Genomic DNA, 15,425 nt, shown 5'->3' with positions numbered 1-15,425 from the left:
GCGCGACGGCTTCCCGGCCGTCAACGGTTTCAGATGAGCCAGACCGGCTTGCGCGGCAGTTCCCGGCGCACTGTCCGGTCTCGGGTGGAGCAATGCGATAACCGCTGAAATCTTGAGCGGCGACGAAGCCGCGCTTTGATCGTTGAAAAGTTACTCTCAGATTAGGTCGTCTAATCGCCCACCGTCTTCGCGACATGGCGCGGATGGCACGTCCCTTGCCAGCAACGCCCTAGGAACCTGGCGAACGCGGGGCGTGACGCGATGAGCTCTACAAGCCTGAAGATCGATCCAGTCGCTCCGGCGACCGGCGCGCCGAACCGCTGGGTTCAACTGGCGGCCGGCGTCGCCTGCGTCGTCATGATCGCAAACCTTCAATACGGATGGACGTACTTCGTCGATCCCATCAACGCCCGGCACAACTGGGGAAGGGAGGCGATCCAGTGGGGCTTCACCATCTTCATCATGGCCGCGACCTGGCTGGTGCCGATCGAAGGGTGGTTTTCCGATCGCTTCGGGCCGCGGTCGGTCGTGGCGATCGGCGGCGTGTTCGTGGCCGCGGCATGGGTGATCAACTCGCAGGCCCAGAGCCTTCCCATGCTCTATCTCGGCATGGCCTTGTCCGGCATCGGCAATGGCGCGGTCTGGACGGCGTGCATGGGCAACGCGCTGAAGTGGTTCCCGGACCGGCGAGGACTTGCGGCCGGCCTGACCGCGATGGGCTATGGCGGCGGCTCGGTGCTGACGATCGTCCCCATCATCAGGGTCATCGAGGCCCACGGCTATGAAGCCGCCTTCTTCTGGTTCGGGCTGGCGCAGGGCCTGGTCATCCTCGTCCTGAGCTTTCTTCTTGTCGCTCCTGCCACCAGGGCGAGGCCGGCCCAGAACGCGCCGATCTCCGCTCCGGAGGGCGCGAGGCCGGGGGAGATGCTCAGGACGCCGATCTTCTGGGTCATGTATCTGATGTTCGTGACGGTGGCGGCCAGCGGGCTGCTCGTCACGGCCCAGATCGGTCCGATCCTGAAGGACTATGACATCGCGAACGCAGTGGTTGATCTTTTGGTCGTCACGTCGACTGTGGTCGTCGCCTCCGCGGTGATCAACAACGTCATCAACGGGCTGGCGCGACCGGTGTTCGGCTGGATCTCGGACAGGATCGGCCGCGAGAACGTCATGGCGATCTCTTTCATCCTGGGCGCGGGCGCGTACTGGGCTCTCGGCGCGTTCGGAAGCGACCCGTATCTGTTCATCCTGACGGTCGCGCTCGTCTACTTCACCTGGGGCGACATCTACGGGCTGTTCCCGGCGCTCTGCACCGACTTCTTCGGCTCGCGCTACGCCGCCACGAACTGCGCCATCCTGTACACGGGCAAAGGCGTCGCGGCCGCGCTGGTCCCGGCCGGCAGCTGGCTGCGCGCCTATACGGGCAGCTGGTACTCAGTCTTCCTCGTCGCGATGGTCCTGAACCTCCTGGTGGCCGCGGTGGCCCTGTTCATCCTGAAGCCCGCGGGCAGGGCGAGGTCCGCCGAAGGGGGCCGGGCGCCCGCAGCGCCTGTCGGACTCACTGTCCAGGAGGCGCGCTCGTGATCGCGGTCATCATCGAGATGACGCCGGCCGAGGGCCGTGCGGACGAATACTTCTCCATCGCGAAACGCCTCAAAGACGACGTCGCGACCATCGACGGCTTCATCTCCGTCGAGAGGTTCGAAAGTGTGACGCAGCCGGGAAAACTGGTGTCGATCTCGTTCTGGCGAGACGAGGCGGCCCTGCGCCAGTGGCGTCTCCACGGCCGTCATCAACTCGCGCAGGACGCCGGCCGCGGCGGCATCTTCAACGATTATCGGGTGAGGATCGCCAGCGTGATCAGAGACTACGGCCTGACCGACCGCGCCCAGGCGGCCGCGGACGGGGGCGCCGCGTCGGGCTGAGCGGCGCCGGCCCGCGGCCGCGCCGCGTCTGTCTCGCGCGCGCTTCCGATTCCGGCGCGCGGGTTGCTTGCCATCCGGGGCGGGGTCCCGTTCTATCGGGTTCGCAACAGGGTTGTCGGCGCGTGGCTCTGAACCTCAGGCATCTCCGCTACGTCGTCGCGCTGGCGCGCCATCGCCATTTCGGCCGGGCCGCCGCGGAGTGCGGGATCACCCAGTCGGCGCTCTCCCAGGCGATCCGCCAGATCGAGAGCGACCTCAACACCCTGATCATCGACCGCCACAACCAGGGCTTCGAGGGCTTCACCCCTCAGGGGGCGATGGTGCTGGCTTTCGCGCGCCGCACGCTCGACCACCACGAGCATCTCGTTCAGGACATCATGTCGGCCGGGGACGAGCTGAGCGGCCACGTCCGGCTGGGCGTGATCCCGGTCGCGACGCCCGGCATCTCGATCATCACCACCGCCTTCAACCGGCTCTTCCCCGACGTGAGCGTGTCGGTGACCTCGCTCAACTTCATGGATCTGAAGAGCGGTCTCGAGAACTTCGATCTCGACGTCGGCATCAACTATCTCGACCACGGCGCCTCGGCCGGGCTGCGGCCCTACTTCCTGTATGACGAGAGCTATTTCCTCATCGCGCCGGCCGACCACCCGATCGCGCAGCGGAAATCCGTCACATGGACCGAGGCGGGCCGCCTGCCGCTGTGCATGCTGACGCCGGACATGCAGAACCGCCGGATTCTGGATCGGGTGTTCTCCAGCGTCGGCGTGACGCCGCGCACCGTGCTTGAGACCAACTGCGCTCTCGCGCTCTGCTCCCATGTGCGTCCCGGCCACTGGTTCGCGGTCGTGCCGAACAGCTTCTTCATGATGGTCGGAGACTGGAGCCAGACGCGGGCGGTGCCGTTGATCGAACCCCGCATCACCAACACGATCGGGATGATGGTGCTGGAGCGCGAGCCGCAGCCTCCTGCGGTGCGCGCCTTCATCGAGGTCGCCGAGGACATCCGCATGGCGAGCGAACTGATGCGCTACGCCCCGGCGCATCTGAGGCCGGAGCGCGGCGATCAGGAGACGGGGCCGACCACCGACACCCCGATCATGCAGTCGCGCGTCACCAGCCCGGCGAGCTGATCCTCGCTCATGGCCTCGCTTCCCGCGGGCCGCTGCGGGAGCACCAGGTAGCGCATGTCGGCGTTGCTGTCGTGGACCAGCACGCGGGCCTCGTCCGGCACCTTCAGCCCGAACTCCTCCAGCACGGCCCGCGGCTCGCGCGCGGCGCGCGAGCGATAGGCCTTGCTGATGTACCAGGCCGGCGGCTGGCCGAGGATCGAGCGGGGATAGCAGGAGCAGAGGGTGCAGCAGACCAGATTATGGGTCGTGGCGTCGTTCTCCACGACGATGAGCTGCGCCTCGCCGACCCCGACCCCGAGCTCGGCGGCCGCCGACTTGCCGTCCGCCAGAAGCCGCCGCCGATAGTCGTCGTCGACCCAGGCGCGGGCGACGAGCCGCGCCCCGAGATGGGCCCCCGGAGACTCCAGGCGCTCGATCTCTCGCCGCACCTCTCCGGGGAAGACGAGGCCACGCTCGACCAGCAGCGTCTGCAACGCGTCGACCAGGATCTGGCCTTCGATGTTGCCGGCGTCGTCCTCGACGACGAGCGGCTCGTGGGCGTCATGCCCGTGGCCATGATCATGATCATGATCGTGGGCGTGGTCGTGGTCGCTCACGGGCGGCCTCCATGTTCGAAAGCTTCGTCGTCGCGCGCCGGCTCACCGTCCAGCGGGGCGGCCGCCGCCGGCGCGAGCCAGTGGTCGTAGAGCTCGAGGCAGAGCATGTCGGCCGGCGAGCCCCGGTAGTCGTCCCAGAGGTCGGTCATCGCGAAGCCGACCCGGTAAAGCGGCACGACGGGGCCGCAGACCTTGCCGACCGAGAGCTCCTCGGGGTTCAGGTAGGAGCCGCAGCGGTGCAGCACGACGCCCTCGCGCCGGCGGACGTAGAACGGCGTCCTGACATGCCCGGGCTTGCCGAGCTCCAGGACCGAGACCCGGTCGCCCGCGTCGAAACGGGGCCTCATGACCGGCAGGCGGCCGGCGGCGCCCACCGCGCGCGGGCCTCGGCCATGGCGGCGTCGAGCTCGTCGCGCGTGAACACGTCCTTCTCGATGAGGATGTCGATCATCGCCTCCAGCCGCCGGCGGTAGAAGGACAGCTTCTTGTACTTGTCCTCGCCGAACGACTCGAACCCGCGCCGCAGTTCGTCGAGGGACATCATGCGGCGCGTGCCGTCGCCGAGCAGGCTCCGGATCGCCTCGACCTGCTTTTCCCAATGCAGCCAGGGCAGCTCGACGATGGGGATGGGGCCGGCGTCCTTGCCGCCGATGTCGTGGTAGCCGCGTGTCATCGCGTTCTCTCAGATGCTCTTGATGGGGAAGCTGTCGACATAAGCCTGGGGCGCGGAGGGATCGAACGCCCGGCCCATCACGACGGTTTGGAACGGCGTCACCGAGGCCTCGAAGCCGATCTCCTTCATGCGCCTGGCGGCGTCGGTCGCGAGGAAGACCTTTTCGGCCATGGCCGCATAGTCGACGTCGGCCGGAACCATGTTCCAGCGGCGCAGCTGGGTCAGCAGCCAGATCGCGGTCGAGCGGTGGGGAAGCGCCTTGAAGCCGATGCGGTCCGGCTCGTTGACCACCTTGCCCAGCCCGTCGGCGTAGCGGCCCGTGAGCACCTGCTCGAGAACCGTCTGGGGCTGGTTGAGATAGGCCGCAGGCGCGAGCAGCTCCGCCACCTGCTTGCGGTTCTCGGGCTTGTCCGCGAACTCGGTCGCCCGCACCACGGCGCGGAACATCGCCGCGTAGCTGTTGGGGCTCTCGGTGATGAACCTGTCCGTGACGGAGAGCACGCAGCAGGGGTGGTTGGGGAAGATGTCGCGCGTCAGCGCGTGCAGGAAGCCGACGCCCTCGAACACCGCGCGCTGGCCCCACGGTTCGGCGAACAGCATCCCGTCCAGATTGCCGGACGCCATGTTGGCGACCGAGTCCGGCGGCGGGAACACCCGGAGCTCGACGTCGCGGTCGGGATCGAGGCCGTTCTCGGCCAGATAGTACCGCAGCAGCATGGCGTGCATCGAATGCTGGTGCGGGATGCCGAACTTGAAGCCCTTCCAGTCCCTCGGATCGCGGCGATCCTTGTGCCGGACGCTGAGCGTGATCGCGTTGCCGTTGACGTTCTGGACGGTCGACACGTGGGTGGGCAGCGTCGGCCCGCCGACGCCCATCGTCATGGTGAGCGGCATGGCGAGCACGAGATGGCTGGCGTCGAACTCGGCCGAGATCAGCTTGTCGCGCACGATCGCCCAGCCGGGGGTGCGGGCGAGATTCACCTCGAGCCCTTCCTTGCCGTATTCCCCCATCGCGTGGGCGAGGAGAAGCGGCGTGGTGCAGGTGATCGGCACATAGCCGACGTTCAGCTTCGTCTTCTCGGGCTTTGCGGCGTCCTGCGCGATCGCCCGGGCGGCGCCGAGAGGAAGAAGCTGGGAGATCGCCGCCAGCGCGGTCGACGCGCCGACCGCCTTGAGGAAGGCGCGCCGGAACATCGGGTCGGGCGCTATGGCGCCGAGGATCGCGCTCTCGACCAGACGGTCCACGCGGGCCTCCACGCCGTCATGGGCGCCGCCGTACAGCGCGCCTTGGGACATCTCGCGATGGCTCTCGAGGGCTCCGCCGCAGCCGCATGCGCAGCGCGGCTTCAGCCTGGGAGGCGTTTCGGTCATGCGCCGGGTCCGTGCTTGGTGTGGGCCACGGCGCTCATCAGCAACCTCCATGCCACGGCCCTTCCCGGCCGCCGTCGACGGGCGATCAAGCCAATAGCCGGGCTCATTAGGATCGCTAATCGGCACGTTAGGGGGCGCGGCATCCATGCTGGGCGGCCGCCGGTCTAATATTTGGACTGTGCATCCGGCTTGATGTGGCCGAGGCTCTGTTGCCGGGCGCGGGCCAGAGCAGCGCGCTCATCTGTCCTGGAGGTGGAGCCAGTGAACGGCCTCGGCGGATTGAACAAGTCGGAGCAGGGCGTCGTCCTGGGCTTGGTGCAGCTCCAGTTGCCCACGGTCTTGACGCCCGAGGACCTCGCGGCCCAGACCAGGGTCATCGTCGAGATGGTGGGCAAGGCGCGCCGGAACCTCGGGACGATGGACCTCGTGGTGTTCCCCGAATATGCGCTGCACGGCCTGTCGATGGACATCAACCCGGCGATCATGTGCCGGATCGACGGGCCGGAGGTCGCGGCTTTCAGGCAGGCCTGCATCGACAACCGGATCTGGGGCTGCTTCTCCATCATGGAGCTGAACCCCGGCGGCATGCCCTACAACACCGGGCTCATCATCGACGATGAGGGCGAGATCCGGCTGAACTATCGCAAGCTCCACCCCTGGGTGCCGGTCGAGCCGTGGGAGCCGGGCGATCTCGGGATCCCGGTGATCGAGGGGCCGAAGGGCGCCAAGATCGCCCTCATCATCTGCCATGACGGCATGTTCCCCGAGATGGCGCGCGAGTGCGCCTACAAGGGCGCGGAGATCATGATCCGCACCGCGGGCTACACCGCTCCGATCCGCCAGAGCTGGCGTTTCACCAACCAGGCCAACGCCTTCCAGAACCTGATGGTGACCGCGAACGTCTGCATGTGCGGCAGCGACGGCTCGTTCGACTCCATGGGGGAGGGCATGATCGTAAACTTCGACGGGACCGTCATCGCGCATGGCGAGACCGGGCGGCCGAACGAGATCATCACCGCGGAGGTCCGCCCCGATCTGGTGCGCGAGGCGCGGATCAGCTGGGGCGTCGAGAACAACATCTACCAGCTCGGCCACCGCGCCTATGTGGCGGTGAAGGGCGGCGCGCAGGACTGCCCCTACACCTTCATGCACGACCTCGTGGCGGGGACCTACCGGCTGCCCTGGGAGGACGAGGTGAAGGTGGTCGACGGAACCTCCTGCGGCTTCCCCGCGCCGACGCGGCTCTACGGCGAGCGGACGAAGCAGGCCGCCGAATAGCGGGGCCTCCTGCCAACATTCGGTCGTCGCGTAGCTCTCTGGCGGGACGCCCTGTCCGCCCGCCAGACTTTCGCGCGCCACGGCCGAAACCCGCGCATTCCCCCCGATCAGCCCCGCTGCCGCGCGACCCGGGCGGATCTTTGCGCGCGACCCGACCCCTCTGGATCTCCCGCGTCGGACGGACGTTTGCTAGAGACGTTGTCCGCCGACAACTTCAGGAGAGCCTCATGATCAATCTGTCCGGCCGGACGCTGCGCCGCGGGTCGCGTGCAGCGAAGCTGCTGGCGGCGGCAGCCTTGGCGGCTCTTCTGGGCGGGGCGCCGCTCGGCGGGGCTTTTGCGGAGTCGGCGGGGCCGGTCCCGATCGCGCTGCTCGGGGTGAAGATGCAGAACGATCACGCGGAGTGGATACCGACCTCGGACGCCGAGCGCGACCGCATCAGGAAGCTCGAAGAGACCTTCAGGACGATGCTGGAGCAGTCCGGCAGGTACACGTTCAAGCCGATCGATCCGTCCATGCGGGCACAGATCGATCAGGACCAGGCGCTTGGATCGTGCGCGGGCTGCGAGCTCCGGTACGGAAAGGCCGCAGGGGCCAGGGAGGTCGCCTGGATCGAGGTGCAGAAGGTGTCCGAGCTGATCCTGAACCTCAACGTCTACATGGCGGACGTCGAGACCGGGAAGCGGATCTTCGGGAAGAGCGTGGATCTGCGCGGGAACAGCGACGAGTCCTGGCGGCACGCGATCAGGTATCTGGTGAAAAACTATCTGCTGCCTTCAGCGAAGAGCTGAGGGCGCCGGCCAGCGCGGGCCGCGCGCCTCTTCGGGGGCGCTCGAGCATTCGCGCCTCAAGACGCGTTCGGGCCTCGCCCTGCCCGGACGCCGGGGCCGGGCGAGGCCGGGAACGGCATGTCAGCCGTTGTTCCGGTTAGCGTCCCACCGGATCGCCTCTTCGGTGCTCTGCGGCGCCGGATAGCTCCGCGTCCGCTCGAACCGGACCGAGCCGGTCCTCTCGACGGAAACGTCGTGACGCGACGACGCGGCGGCCTGCTCGGACTGAACCGCCGGGGCGTAGCCGCTGTGGGCGCTCGAGGCCAGTCCCTGCGCCGAAGCCATGCTGCAGCTCAGAGCCAGGGCGCCGATGGCGTAAATGATGGTCTTCATGATCTTCTCCCGTTGTGAGGCGCCGTCCCGTGACGGCGTCGTGAGGAGAGATTTAATTCGGGGACCACGCCGGCGACATTGCACGTGGATATCGCAGTTTCATACGTTGGTTTGCATCACGTAGTCTGTCGGACTTGCTGGTTCGGCGGCGCGATATTGTGGCGGGCTTCCAGATTAAGCCGCATTCCCGCCACGAGGGAGGGCCCTCTGCAGGCCGTCGCCGGGGCGACCGGCGCGGCCTGGCGACAGCTGCGGCGTTCACGACGGGAGATCTGTGCTGGCGCTCTGCGGGCGATGAGGCGGCGGCGCGTTCAGGCCGGCTCGGCCAGCGCGTCCTCGATGCACCGGATCAGCGTGTCGCCGTCGGAAGGCTTCGTGAGGAAGCGGTAGGCGCCGTTCGCAAGAACTTTCCGGCGCACATCTTCGGTCGGGAAGGCGGTCATGAATATGATCGGGAATCGAACTCCCGCCGACAGCAAGACTTCCTGCAGCCGGTCCCCGGTCATCGCCGGCATCTGAACGTCAGAGATCATGCAGGCCGGCTGCTCGCTGACGCCGTCACGCAGAAACTCCGGACCCGAACCGTAGGTGCGGGCCTGATAGCCGAGCGATCGCACGAGACTGGCGAGCGAGGCGCGCACGCCCTCGTCGTCGTCGACGATCGCGATGGTGGGGGGCTTCGGCATAGCAATCCTCTGCATCTCTCAGATGCAACGAGCGGCGCTCGACCAGGGCTCAATCTAGGTCGGCCCCTCGAGATCGTGAATCATACACAGGTGTGCGCAGGACGAGACGGCCTGATACGGCTCGATCGCTTGCGTCGTGAAGGCCGCGATCGCAGGCGACTTTACGTCTTCTTGCTGGCGACTTCGCCGTAGCCGAGCGCCACGGCCATCCATCCCGGGCCCGCCACGCATCCCGCCCTGCGGCGCGTCAGCCACTCGCCTCCGGACTGGCGTCTCGCCAAGACTGAATCGGCCGCCCTGAAGCCGGAACACGACTCGGCACATACGTGAGTATAGGGCGCGAGAACCATCGTCTGATCGATTTAACCTAATGAAGAACGATAATCGGCGGCGTAGTTACTCCAAACAGCTCACCAAGGACCCTGACCATGATGGACCGCCGCATGTTCTCCGCCGTCCTGGCGGCCGGCGCCGCCGCTGCCGCGGTCGGCGTGGCCGCGCCCGCTCGCGCCCAGCAGAAGAACCCGCCTGTTCGCGCCAACAACGTCGTGCTGGCGCACGGCCTGTTCGCCGACGGGTCGTGCTGGAGCGAGGTGATCGCCCGGCTGCAGGCCGAAGGCCTCAACGCGACCGCGGTGCAGAACCCGCTGACGACGCTGCCGGAGGCCGTCGCGGCGGTCGAGCGCGTGCTGGACCGGCAGGACGGTCCCGCCGTGCTGGTAGGGCATTCCTTCTCCGGCATGCTGGTCACCGAGGCCGGGGTTCACCCCAAGGTGTCGTCGCTGGTCTATGTCGCCGCCCGCGCGCCGGACGCTGGTGAAGACTATACGGCGCTGGCAAAGACCTATCCGACCCCGCCCGCGAGCGCCGGGATCGTCTTCGACGGCGGCGAGGGGCGACTGACCCGGGAGGCCTTCCTCAAGGACTTCGCCGGCGACCTTCCCGAAGCGAAAGCTCTGGTGCTCTACGCGGTGCAGGAGCCCTTCCGCAAGGAGCTGCTCGCCGGCAAGACCACCCACGCCGCGTGGCGGTCCAAGCCCAGCTTCTATGCCGTCTCGACCAATGACCGCACCATCAACCCTGATCTCGAACGGTTCATGGCGAAGCGCATGGGCGCCAAGACGATCGAGGTGGCGGCCAGCCATCTGTCGCTGATCTCGCAGCCCGAAATCATCTCCAAGCTCATCCTCGAGGCCGCCGGCCGCTGAGGCCGCCCCACCGGCGCAATGGCGCCGGCGCGGTCGCTTGCAGCCAGGAGGCTGACATGACGAGTCATCAGAACAACTTCACGGCGGAGCGTGAAGTTGATGTTTCCGAGGCTCTCGACATCCCTCGCGCCGAAGCGAGGCCGTCGAGCGCGCCGGCCGTGGCAGACAAGACGCGCGCTGCGGGGAGAACCCGGGGCAGGCTGGCGAAGCGTCTTCTGATGGCCGGCGCGGCGATCGCGGCGCTCGCCGTCGGCGGGTACTATGGCCACGATTACTGGACCGTCGGCCGCTTCCAGATCTCGACCGACGACGCCTATGTCCAGGCCGACAACGTCAACATCGCGCCCAAGATCCCCGGCTACCTCGCCCGCGTGCTGGTCGGCGACAACGAGCCGGTGCGAGCCGGTCAGATCCTCGCAGAGATCGACGACCGGGACTCTCGCGCAGCGCTCGACCAGGCGAAGTCCGACGTGGCCATCTCCATGGCCGCCATCGAGGGCGAGAAGGCCGCGATCGCGGCCCAGGCCTCCGTCATCGACGCCGCCAAAGCGACGCTCGATCTCGATCAGGCGAATCTGACCTTCGCCCAGCAGGAGAACCGCCGCTTCTCGGACCTCGCCAAGACCGGCTACGGGTCCGTCGAGAACGCCCAGAACGCCGCGTCGCGGATCGCGGCGGCGCAGGCGACCGTGCAGCGCGACCAGGCCTCGCTCGCCTCGGCGACCAAGCAGGTCGACCAGCTCAAGGCCGACCTCTCCCAGGCCGAGGCCAAGCTCCTGCACGATCAGGCCGTCGAGCGTCAGGCCGAGCTCAACCTGAGCTACGCCACCATCGTTTCTCCGTCGGACGGCGTCGTCGGAAACCGCACGCTGCGCGTCGGCCAGTATGTCCAGGCGGGCACTCAGCTGATGTCCGTGGTGCCGCTGAGCGAAGCCTACGTCGTCGCGAACTACAAGGAGACGCAGCTCACCGACGTGAAGCCCGGTCAGCCGGTTGACATCGAGGTCGACATGTTCCCCGGCCGGGTCTTCCACGGCGTCGTGGACAGCCTCGCGCCGTCGAGCGGGCAGACTTTCGCGCTGCTGCCGCCCGACAACGCCACAGGCAACTTCACCAAGGTCGTGCAGCGCATACCGGTGCGCATCAGCCTCGCGGGCGACGCCCAGGCGGCCGGCGATCTCCGCCCCGGCATGTCGGTCGTGCCAAGCATCGACACGCTGGCGAAGCCTCGCCCGGCCCTCGTCGCCGGCGCGGCCAAGTAGCTCGCCGGGGAGGCCGCCATGTCCGCGACGACAGCGACGATGACGGGGCCGGCGCCGTTCGGGGCCCGCGCCGGGGCCAGCCTGACGGACTGGATCGCTGTCTCGGCCGCGATGATCGGTGCCTTCATGGCGATCCTCAACATCCAGATCACCAACGCATCCCTGCTCGACATCGAGGGAGGCATCGGCACCGGCGTCGACAACGGCGCCTGGATCTCGACCGCCTATCTGATCGGCGAGATCATCGTGATCCCGCTGACCGACTATCTCAGCCGGGTGTTCTCGTTTCGCCGCTACATGCTGGCGAACGCCGTCCTGTTTCCGCTGTTCTCGATCGCCTGCGCGTTCACGCACGATCTCGGCTCGATGATCGTGATGCGCGGCCTGCAGGGCTTCGCCGGCGGCGTGCTGATCCCGATGGCCTTCACGCTGATCCTGACCAAGCTGCCGAAGCCGCAGCAGCCTGTCGGCCTCGCGATGTTCGCGCTCGCGGTGACGTTCGCGCCGGCGATCGGGCCGACCATCGGCGGCTACCTCACGGAAAATTACGGTTGGCGGTCGATCTTCTACGTCAACGCGGTTCCCAGCGTCGTCATGATCGTCGCGCTTGCGGCCACGCTCGAAGCGAGCCCGATGCGTCTCGGTCTGCTGAAGGAAGGCGACTGGTCCGGCATCGTCACGATGGCGATCGGGCTTGCGGCGTTCCAGACCGTGCTTGAGGAGGGCGAGAAGGACGACTGGTTCGCTTCGCCCTTCATCTTCCGGCTGAGCTTCGTCGCGGCGGCGTTCTTGGCCGTCTTCATCTGGATCGAGCTCACGACCGCGAAGCCGCTCGTGAACCTGCGGCTGCTGAAGGAGCGCAACTTCCTGATCGGCGTCGTCGCGAACACGCTGCTCGGCGCGGCGCTGTTCGGAACCGTGTACCTGCTGCCGCAATATCTCGGCCAGGCGCAGCGCTACAACGCCGAGCAGATCGGGTCGGTCCTCGCCTGGACCGGCCTGCCGCAGCTCCTGCTGATCCCCTTCGTGCCCATGCTGATGCGGCGCTTCGACGTCCGCCTCATCACCTTCGCCGGCCTCGCGCTGTTCGCCGGAAGCTGCTTCATGAACGTGGCGCTGTCGCCCGACAGCGCCGGCGACCAGTTCTTCCTGCCCAACGTCATCCGGGCGCTCGGCCAGGCGCTTGTCATCGCCCCGATCAGCGCCATCACGACCAGCGGCATCGCGGCCAGGGACGCCGGCGCGGCGTCCGGCCTGTCGAACATGCTGCGGAACCTGGGCGGCGCCGCCGGCACCGCCGCGCTTGCGACCATCGTCACCAAGCGCGAGCAGTACCACTCGAACATCATCGGCCAGTCCGTGAACCTCGGCAGGGACGAAGTCCGGGCGCGCATCGGCCAGATGGCCGGCTATTTCATGTCCCACGGCGCGACGGATCCGGCGCTCGCGAATCACGAGGCGATCGTCCAGATCGGGCAGGTCGTCCGGCGCCAGTCGCTGATCATGGGCTTCGGGGACGCCTTCGCGGTGGTCGGCGTGCTGCTTGCGGCGGCGGCCGTCGCCATTCTGGCCGCGGCGAAGGCCCGTTCGGGCGCCGACAGCTGACGGCCGGGGAGGGGGCGCGGCTACGCCGCGAGGCGATCACGACGGGGCGGCGAGCGCCGCGACCGTTCCGAATTTCTGCACCAGCGCGCGCTCCGAATGAACGCCCGCCTTGCGATAGATCTTCATGCGGTAGTTGTTGACGGAGCGCTTGCTGATCGCGAGCCGCTGGGCGATTCCGCCGGTCGAAGAGCCGGACATCATCAACTGGAAGACGATCCTCTCCTGAGCCGTGAGGCGGCGCTCGAAGGCGGCGCTGTCGGCGCCTCCGCTTCCCCTGACGGTCTCCGGCGGCGGCTGGTCGAGCAGGATGAAGATCGTGCCGCCGGGCGCCAGGGGGAAGTATTCGGAGAGCGTCTCCCTTTTCAGAACATGCGATTTCAGCGGCGTGAGCCGCTCCGGATCGGGCTCCTGGGTGGCGCGCAGGACCGATCGATCCTGCTCCGCCGCCGCCCGCCACGCGGGAGTGGAGAGGATCTCCAGCCCCCTGCGGTCCTTGATCAGCATGGGGCGGTCGGCCGGAAAGCCGTCGCAGGCGCGCCTGGAGCGACGAAGCTGCGCGAACAGGCGGCCGGTGTGGGTCGCATAGAAGCCGTCGAGCAGGGGAAACACGGTCCGGGCCAGCTCGATCTCGCTCTCGTGGAAATAGCCGGTCTCGCGTTCGAGAAAGACGCCGATCGAGGCGTGCCCCACTGTGGAGAAGAAGACGCCGAGCTCGTCGCTGACGTTCGCGACCGGCTTGAACACAGCGTTGTAGGCCGTGGGGTCGACGCCGTGGTCGGAATCGTCGAACTGGCGCAGGGTCCTGACTCCCGGCTTCTCGTTGAGCGCCCAATGCCTGGAGAACGGGTCGAGGCCGCTGCAGTTCGCGTCGTAATGCGCGAGCACCTCCGCCGGCACGTCGCGGGTGAAGATGACGTTCGGAACGGCGCCGCGCGCATAGCGGATGATCCAGCTCGAGCTGTGCGGGATCAGCGATCCGAACGTGCTGACGAGCTCCCGGTGGAACGTGTCTTCGCCGAGCGAGGCGGTCAGGGCCGCGAGCGCTGCGAACCAGGCTTCGCCGCCCAGGGTCGTCATTCTGTGCGGCGCCATCGTCTGCATCAGGCCAGAAGAGCCATGTATTTCTGAACCAGCTCCCGCTCGGTCGAGACGCTCGCCTTCCGGTAGAGGCGGATCTTGGTGTTCTTGACCGTGCCGGGACTGATGCCGAGCTTCTCGGCGATCCTCGGCGTCGGGACGCCCCTGAGGGTGAACTCCATCACCTCCCGCTCGCGCGGGGACAAGCGGGCGAGCTCGTCGGTCGGCGGCAGCTGTCCGTAGCCGTGCGGCCGATGCTCGACCACGAACATCGAGCCGCCCGGCGCCAGCGGGAAATCGGCGCCGAGCTGCTCGAGCCTCAGGATCATCGCGCCGATCGCAAGCTCCTCCACGCCGCCTCTCGCGGCGAACGCCACCTTGTCGAGCAGCGACGGCGTGACCTTCTCGAGGGTCCGCCAGGAAGCGCTCGCGTAAACCGTCTCGCCCGCGCGGTCGCGGATCAGGGTCGGCCGGTCCGGCAGCCCGAACGCCTCCGGGGCGTCGCCAGCCGCGAGTTCGCTGAAGATCCAGCCGAGATGGACGCGGTGGAAGCCCGCGAGCGCAGGGTAGAGCAGCCTGGCGCGCTCGATCTCCTCCTCGCTGAAATGTCCGTTCTGTCGCTCCAGGAAGAACGCGAAGCAGTTGTGCGCGGTCTCCGGCAGGAAGATGCCGAGCTCGTCGTCCATCTTCGCCGCCGTTAGGAAGCGCTTGGTGTAGAGCAGATAGTCGGCGCTCTCGTCGTGGAGCTGCGACAGGGCGTAGACGCCGCCTTCGCGCTGGCCGTTCCAGCGCTTGCAGAACGGGTCGATGGCCGAGCAGCGGGCGTCGTAGATCGTGCGCACCGCGTCCGGGACGTTGTGGGTGTAGACGACGTCCGGCGGCAGCTTGCCGGAGTAGCGGATGATCCAGACCGCCTCGCTCGGAATGCTCGCCTCCAGGAGCTTGATCAGCTCCCGGTGGAAATGCTTCGAGCCCATGGATTTCACGACCTCGCCCGCGATCCCGTGCCAGATGGCGTCGTCCATCCGAGGCAGGTCCGATCGAGCGCGGGCGTCAGTCATCGCTCAGGCGAATCTCCGGCCCAGCCGCAGGGGCGGGAGCCGGTTTGAGGGAGGTCGCATTCGACGATCACCTCGCTTGCTCTTCATGCGTTCGACGTCTCGATGGTGACAGTCGGCACTATTGCCGCCGCTGACGCACCCGGAGATCATCAATTGCGCATCGGAGAGCGCCCCGCAAGCGGGTTGAGCAACGGCCGTCAGTGTATTCTGGCGGGCCTTCGTTTCGACCTGTCCGGATCTGGCGCTCCGCGTCGCTATACATCTTATCGGTGGATGCACTCCAGTGTTGGTGTCCGAGATAAAGAGCCGTCCGGTTTATGGCGGGTTGCGGGTTGACGGTTCTGCGCGGCGTCATCTTGTGGCTGCGGAGGGCGAGGGGGCTGTGGC

16 protein-coding genes are annotated in these 15,425 nt (G+C 67.5%); 8 read left to right on the top strand and 8 right to left on the bottom strand.

The window, feature by feature from the left end; all coding sequences use genetic code 11:
• Positions 1-261 precede the first annotated feature (261 nt).
• The 3 genes from oxlT (at position 262) to GGR24_RS16235 (ending at position 3,058) form a co-directional block, all read left to right on the top strand.
• Positions 262-1,584 (top strand): oxalate/formate MFS antiporter, encoded by a 1,323-nt coding sequence (oxlT, locus tag GGR24_RS16245; protein ID WP_183396444.1) that lies wholly within the window; start codon positions 262-264, stop codon positions 1,582-1,584.
• On the top strand, positions 1,581-1,925 hold the full coding sequence (locus GGR24_RS16240; protein ID WP_183396443.1) for an antibiotic biosynthesis monooxygenase: 345 nt from the start codon (positions 1,581-1,583) through the stop codon (positions 1,923-1,925). The genes oxlT and GGR24_RS16240 overlap by 4 nt, the downstream gene beginning before the upstream one ends.
• A gap of 122 nt (positions 1,926-2,047) precedes the next feature.
• Entirely contained in the window at positions 2,048-3,058 is a 1,011-nt protein-coding gene (locus GGR24_RS16235) for a LysR substrate-binding domain-containing protein (protein WP_183396442.1), read from the top strand.
• On the opposite strand, the gene GGR24_RS16230 is transcribed toward GGR24_RS16235, so the two are convergent.
• Genes GGR24_RS16230 through GGR24_RS16215 form a run of 4 tightly spaced genes read right to left on the bottom strand, consistent with a single transcriptional unit; the run spans position 2,992 to position 5,698 of the window.
• On the bottom strand, positions 2,992-3,654 hold the full coding sequence (locus GGR24_RS16230) for a nitrile hydratase subunit alpha (RefSeq protein ID WP_183396441.1): 663 nt from the start codon (positions 3,652-3,654) through the stop codon (positions 2,992-2,994). The genes GGR24_RS16235 and GGR24_RS16230 overlap by 67 nt on opposite strands.
• Positions 3,651-4,001: an SH3-like domain-containing protein gene (locus GGR24_RS17800; protein ID WP_183396439.1), complete on the bottom strand. Its 351-nt coding sequence runs from the start codon at positions 3,999-4,001 to the stop codon at positions 3,651-3,653. The genes GGR24_RS16230 and GGR24_RS17800 overlap by 4 nt, the downstream gene beginning before the upstream one ends.
• Positions 3,998-4,327 (bottom strand): SH3-like domain-containing protein, encoded by a 330-nt coding sequence (locus GGR24_RS17795; protein WP_183396437.1) that lies wholly within the window; start codon positions 4,325-4,327, stop codon positions 3,998-4,000. Before GGR24_RS17795 ends, GGR24_RS17800 begins: the two co-directional genes overlap by 4 nt.
• A gap of 9 nt (positions 4,328-4,336) precedes the next feature.
• Positions 4,337-5,698: a CmpA/NrtA family ABC transporter substrate-binding protein gene (locus tag GGR24_RS16215; protein ID WP_183396436.1), complete on the bottom strand. Its 1,362-nt coding sequence runs from the start codon at positions 5,696-5,698 to the stop codon at positions 4,337-4,339.
• A gap of 261 nt (positions 5,699-5,959) precedes the next feature.
• Here GGR24_RS16215 and GGR24_RS16210 point away from each other — a divergent pair, with 261 nt between their 5' ends.
• A complete protein-coding gene (locus GGR24_RS16210; protein WP_183396435.1) occupies positions 5,960-6,976 on the top strand; it encodes a formamidase in 1,017 nt (338 codons plus the stop codon).
• 227 nt (positions 6,977-7,203) lie between these two features.
• On the top strand, positions 7,204-7,767 hold the full coding sequence (locus tag GGR24_RS16205; RefSeq protein WP_183396434.1) for a DUF3280 domain-containing protein: 564 nt from the start codon (positions 7,204-7,206) through the stop codon (positions 7,765-7,767).
• Positions 7,768-7,887: 120 nt separating this feature from the next.
• On the opposite strand, the gene GGR24_RS16200 is transcribed toward GGR24_RS16205, so the two are convergent.
• Together GGR24_RS16200 and GGR24_RS16195 are read right to left on the bottom strand one after the other, a co-directional pair.
• Positions 7,888-8,139, bottom strand: a complete 252-nt coding sequence (locus GGR24_RS16200; protein WP_183396433.1) for a hypothetical protein — start codon at positions 8,137-8,139, stop codon at positions 7,888-7,890.
• A 311-nt stretch (positions 8,140-8,450) separates the two neighbouring features.
• Complete coding sequence (locus GGR24_RS16195) at positions 8,451-8,825, bottom strand: response regulator transcription factor (protein WP_183396432.1); 375 nt, start codon at positions 8,823-8,825, stop codon at positions 8,451-8,453.
• A 428-nt stretch (positions 8,826-9,253) separates the two neighbouring features.
• On the opposite strand from GGR24_RS16195, the gene GGR24_RS16190 reads away from it, so the two are divergent.
• The 3 genes from GGR24_RS16190 to GGR24_RS16180 are packed head-to-tail and all read left to right on the top strand — an operon-like array spanning position 9,254 to position 12,900.
• Complete coding sequence (locus tag GGR24_RS16190) at positions 9,254-10,033, top strand: alpha/beta fold hydrolase (protein ID WP_183396431.1); 780 nt, start codon at positions 9,254-9,256, stop codon at positions 10,031-10,033.
• Between the two features lie 56 nt (positions 10,034-10,089).
• On the top strand, positions 10,090-11,295 hold the full coding sequence (locus GGR24_RS16185) for an HlyD family secretion protein (RefSeq protein WP_183396430.1): 1,206 nt from the start codon (positions 10,090-10,092) through the stop codon (positions 11,293-11,295).
• A gap of 18 nt (positions 11,296-11,313) precedes the next feature.
• Positions 11,314-12,900 carry a DHA2 family efflux MFS transporter permease subunit gene (locus GGR24_RS16180; RefSeq protein WP_183396429.1) on the top strand — a complete coding sequence of 529 codons (1,587 nt, stop codon included), beginning with the start codon at positions 11,314-11,316 and terminating at the stop codon, positions 12,898-12,900.
• A gap of 36 nt (positions 12,901-12,936) precedes the next feature.
• On the opposite strand, the gene GGR24_RS16175 is transcribed toward GGR24_RS16180, so the two are convergent.
• Together GGR24_RS16175 and GGR24_RS16170 are read right to left on the bottom strand one after the other, a co-directional pair.
• On the bottom strand, positions 12,937-13,977 hold the full coding sequence (locus GGR24_RS16175; protein WP_183396428.1) for a helix-turn-helix transcriptional regulator: 1,041 nt from the start codon (positions 13,975-13,977) through the stop codon (positions 12,937-12,939).
• Positions 13,978-14,000: 23 nt separating this feature from the next.
• A complete protein-coding gene (locus tag GGR24_RS16170) occupies positions 14,001-15,002 on the bottom strand; it encodes a helix-turn-helix transcriptional regulator (RefSeq protein ID WP_183396427.1) in 1,002 nt (333 codons plus the stop codon).
• Between the last annotated feature and the right edge of the window lie 423 nt (positions 15,003-15,425).

The organism is Hansschlegelia beijingensis (assembly GCF_014196425.1).
Taxonomy (GTDB): Bacteria; Pseudomonadota; Alphaproteobacteria; order Rhizobiales; family Methylopilaceae; genus Methylopila; species Methylopila beijingensis.
This window is presented reverse-complemented; position numbering and strand designations above follow the sequence as displayed.